At 71.7% G+C, this 3,653-nt stretch carries 4 protein-coding genes; 3 read left to right on the top strand and 1 reads right to left on the bottom strand.

The window, feature by feature from the left end:
- The first annotated feature begins 49 nt into the window (after window positions 1-49).
- Entirely contained in the window at window positions 50-952 is a 903-nt protein-coding gene (locus tag EXE52_RS18000; RefSeq protein WP_089307711.1) for a ZIP family metal transporter, read from the top strand.
- A gap of 61 nt (window positions 953-1,013) precedes the next feature.
- Here the strand turns inward: EXE52_RS18000 and aroC are convergent, their stop codons facing one another.
- Window positions 1,014-2,201: a chorismate synthase gene (gene aroC / locus EXE52_RS17995; RefSeq protein WP_089307710.1), complete on the bottom strand. Its 1,188-nt coding sequence runs from the start codon at window positions 2,199-2,201 to the stop codon at window positions 1,014-1,016.
- 133 nt (window positions 2,202-2,334) lie between these two features.
- On the opposite strand from aroC, the gene EXE52_RS17990 reads away from it, so the two are divergent.
- Both EXE52_RS17990 and EXE52_RS17985 read left to right on the top strand, forming a co-directional pair.
- Window positions 2,335-2,556: a hypothetical protein gene (locus EXE52_RS17990; RefSeq protein ID WP_049929687.1), complete on the top strand. Its 222-nt coding sequence runs from the start codon at window positions 2,335-2,337 to the stop codon at window positions 2,554-2,556.
- A 93-nt stretch (window positions 2,557-2,649) separates the two neighbouring features.
- Entirely contained in the window at window positions 2,650-3,426 is a 777-nt protein-coding gene (locus tag EXE52_RS17985) for an enoyl-CoA hydratase/isomerase family protein (RefSeq protein ID WP_089307709.1), read from the top strand.
- The last annotated feature ends 227 nt before the right edge of the window (window positions 3,427-3,653 follow it).

Here is a 3,653-nt window from a genome sequence, read left to right as displayed (position 1 = left end):
CTCCCGCCGTCCCCGCCCATTTATATCCCAGTGCGCGGTCTCGCAGTGTATGACGACGCTCGCCTCGGTCCTCGGCGTGACGACCGTCGCCGGGGTCGCGACCGGGATCGGGGCCCTCCCCGTCTTCTTCCGGCATCGCGTGACACACCGGATCTACGACGGTGCCCTCGGGCTGGCGGCCGGGCTGATGGTCGCCGCCAGCGTGTTCGGCCTCGTGATCCCCGGCATGGAGGAGGGGACGCTCCGCGCGGTGATGGCGGGGGTGCTCCTCGGCGGGGCGACGCTGCTTGGCGGGAACTACCTCATTCCGCACCTCCACGCGGAGTACCGGGCGTGGTTCGTCGAGGGCGGCGCGACCGCAGACGACGCCGCGGTCATGGAGCCGCCGACCGGGGACTCTGTCACCGAGGGTTTCGCCACCCGGGGCTCCGCCGCCGAGGAAGGCGACGCGGAGCCGGAATCGGTCGACGAGGACGCCGGGACGCTCGCCGAGCGCGAGTCCTCGCTCCGGAAGGCGCTGCTCATCGGCGGGGCGATCACCCTCCACAACGCCCCCGAGGGGCTGGCGATCGGCGTCGCGTTCGCCTCCGGGCTGGAGGAGGTCGCGCTGTTGCTCGCGGTCGTCATCGGCCTTCAGAACGTGCCCGACGGGTTCGCGTTCGCGGTGCCGATGGCGGAGACCGGGATGTCGAACCTCCGGGTGGTCTGGTACACGACCCTCTCGGGAGTGGTCCCGCAGGTCGTCGCCGCGGTCTTCGGCTTCTCGCTCGTGTCGGTCGGGGCCGGACTGTTCCCGGTGTCGTCGGGGTTCGCCGCGGGCGCGATGCTCGCGGTCGTCTTCCGCGAGCTGATCCCATCCTCGCACGGGCACGGGCACGCCGACGCCGCGACCGGCGCGTTCCTCGTCGGCTTCGTCCTGCTCGTCGTCGTCGACGCCGTCGTCGTGGTGTGAGCGGGCGCCGGACGCTGGAAGCGCACGACCGCGGCACAGGCCCAGGTGCGGGCGTCGGTCGCTACTCGTTGCGCGGGCTACTCGGGTGGTAATCGGTGTCGTACTGTCCCGGATTGCCGTCGACGCGGTCCGGGTTGATCCGGCCGCCGAGCAGCATGAAGTCGAGCACCGTACAGTACAGCATCGCCTCGACGACGGGGACGGCCCGCGGCGGGAGGACGGGGTCGTGGCGGCCGACGACCTGGACCTCCTTCTCCTCGCCGGTCTCCCAGTCGGCCGAGCGCTGCTTCTTCGGGATCGAGGTCGGCGCGTGCCACGTCGCCTCGCCGTAGATCGGCTCGCCGGTGGTGATCCCGCCCTGAAGCCCCCCGTGGTCGTTCCCCTCGGGGACCGGGTCGCCCTCCTCGCTCTCGACGTGGTCGAACGACTCGCCGTCGTCGAACGTCCAGTCCTCGTTGCGCTCGCTGCCCGCCACGTGCGTCGCGTCCTTCCCCAGCCCGTACTCGACGCCGGTGGTCGCCGGGATTGAGAACATCGCCTGCCCGAGGCGGGCGGGGAAGCTGTCGAAGCGCGGCGATCCGAGCCCCCGGGGGACGCCCCGGCACTCGAAGTAGATCGAACCGCCGATCGAGTCGCCCTCCTCCTGGTACTCCTCGATCAGCTCCTGCATCTCCGCGGCCGCCTCGGGGTCGGCGCAGCGCACGTCGTTCTCCTCGCTGTGTTCGAGGATCTGCCCGAAGCTCACCGGGGCGGCCTCGATGTCGCCGATGCGATTGACGTGCGCTTTGATCTCGACGTCGTGGTCAGAGGCGTCGAGCACCTGTTCGGCGACCGCGCCGGCCGCGACCCAGTTCACCGTCTCGCGCGCCGAGGAGCGCCCGCCGCCGCCCCAGTTGCGTGTGCCGAACTTCGCGGAGTAGGTGTAGTCGCCGTGCGAGGGGCGCGGCGCGGTGACGAACGGCTCGTACTTCCCCGAGCGGGCGTCCTTGTTCTGGATCACCATTCCGATCGGGGTGCCCGTGGTGTAGCCGTCCTGGACGCCGGAGTTGACGACGACCTCGTCGGGCTCGCCCCGCGAGGTGGTGATCATCGACTGGCCCGGCTTGCGCCGGTCGAGCTGCGCCTGGATCGCCTCCTCGTCGAGCTCGACGCCCGCTGGCACGCCGGAGACGGTGACGCCCATCGCGTCGCCGTGGCTCTCGCCGTAGGTCGTCAGCTGGAAGAGTCGGCCGAACCGGTTCCCGTTCATACCGGTACGTGTGGCCGGGGGCTTATAGGGGTTGCAATCCGCGCAACGAGCGGCGCTCGCCCGGACTTCGAGACGACGCGCCGACCGGCGCGCGACCGACGGCGGTATGTAAGGGGAACGCGTTGGTGGGTGCGTGCGCGACCGCTTCACCTCCGACCTCGGCGTGTACGCCCTTTCGGGGCTGTTCTCGCTCGTCGTCTTCGCCCTCGCGCTCGGCATCCTCTCGCGGACGCTCCCCGGCGGGCTCGCGAGCCGCCAGCTCGGGGGACTGATCGTCGGCTACCTGCTGTTCGTCGGCGTGTACACGACGGCGTGGTTCATCTACACCGGGATCGACAGCCGCGAAGAGGTCTGACCGTCGAGTCGCCGCCGCCCGCGGAGCCCCGCCTCCGACCGAGTCGGATCCGCCTGCCGAACCGTTTTCACGTCGCCGCGAGACGGGGCGGGTATGAGTTGGGACACCATCGCCTTCGACGTCGACGACCGCGGAGTCGCGACGATCACCGTCGACCGACCGGAGCAGCTCAACGCGCTCACCGCCGAGACGCTCGAAGCGATCGAGGACGCGCTCGACGAGGCCGCCGAGCGCGACGCTCGCGTCCTCGTGATCGCCGGTGCGGGCGACGAGGCGTTCGTCGCGGGCGCGGACATCTCGCACATGGTCGACCTCTCGACGCCCGAGGCGCAGGCGTACGCCGAGCTCGGCCACCGCGTCGCGGACGCGATCGAGTCGTTCCCCGCGCCGACGATCGCCGCCGTCGACGGTTACGCCTTCGGCGGCGGGTGCGAGCTCGCCTTGGCCTGTGACCTGCGGGTCGCCGCCGAGAGCGCCGTCCTCGGGCAGACCGAGATCGATCTGGGGATCATCCCCGGCTGGGGCGGCACGCAGCGGCTCCCGGCGCTCGTCGGCGACGAGGTCGCCCGCCGGCTGATCTTCCTCGGCGAGCGCATCGACGCGACCGAGGCGGCCGAGGTCGGGTTCGTCGGCGAGGTCGTCGCGGACGACGACTTCGAAGACCGGATCGACGAGCTGGCCGGCGAGCTGACAGCGAAGCCGGTGACCGCGCTGCGCGCGGCGAAGGAGGCGCTGAACGCGGCCGGCGAGGGGTCGGCGGCGACCGGGCTCGCCTTGGAGCGCCGTGCGTGGGCCGGCCTCTTCGGGACGCACGATCAGCGCGAGGGGATGACGGCTTTCTTGGAGAAGCGCGATCCGGAGTTCGAATAACGCGGTAGCGGATCGCTGTCGGTGCTGTGCCGAGGTGTGGTGGCGCGCGCCGTCGAGCGGCTGCCCTCGGCGGCCGCGAGAAGCGCGTGCGAGGGACGCCGCGAACCGCCAACAGGCCGTGAGCGGTAGCGAGGCGCGACGCCTCTGGCAGCCGGCGGCGTGGCCGCCGGCGACGAGGCCGGGGAGGCGTGAGGTGCGGTCGCTGTGCGGGGCGGGACTCGAAGGGG

The organism is Halorubrum sp. CGM4_25_10-8A (genome assembly GCF_005435025.1).
Classification (GTDB): domain Archaea; phylum Halobacteriota; class Halobacteria; order Halobacteriales; family Haloferacaceae; genus Halorubrum; species Halorubrum ezzemoulense.
This window is presented reverse-complemented; position numbering and strand designations above follow the sequence as displayed.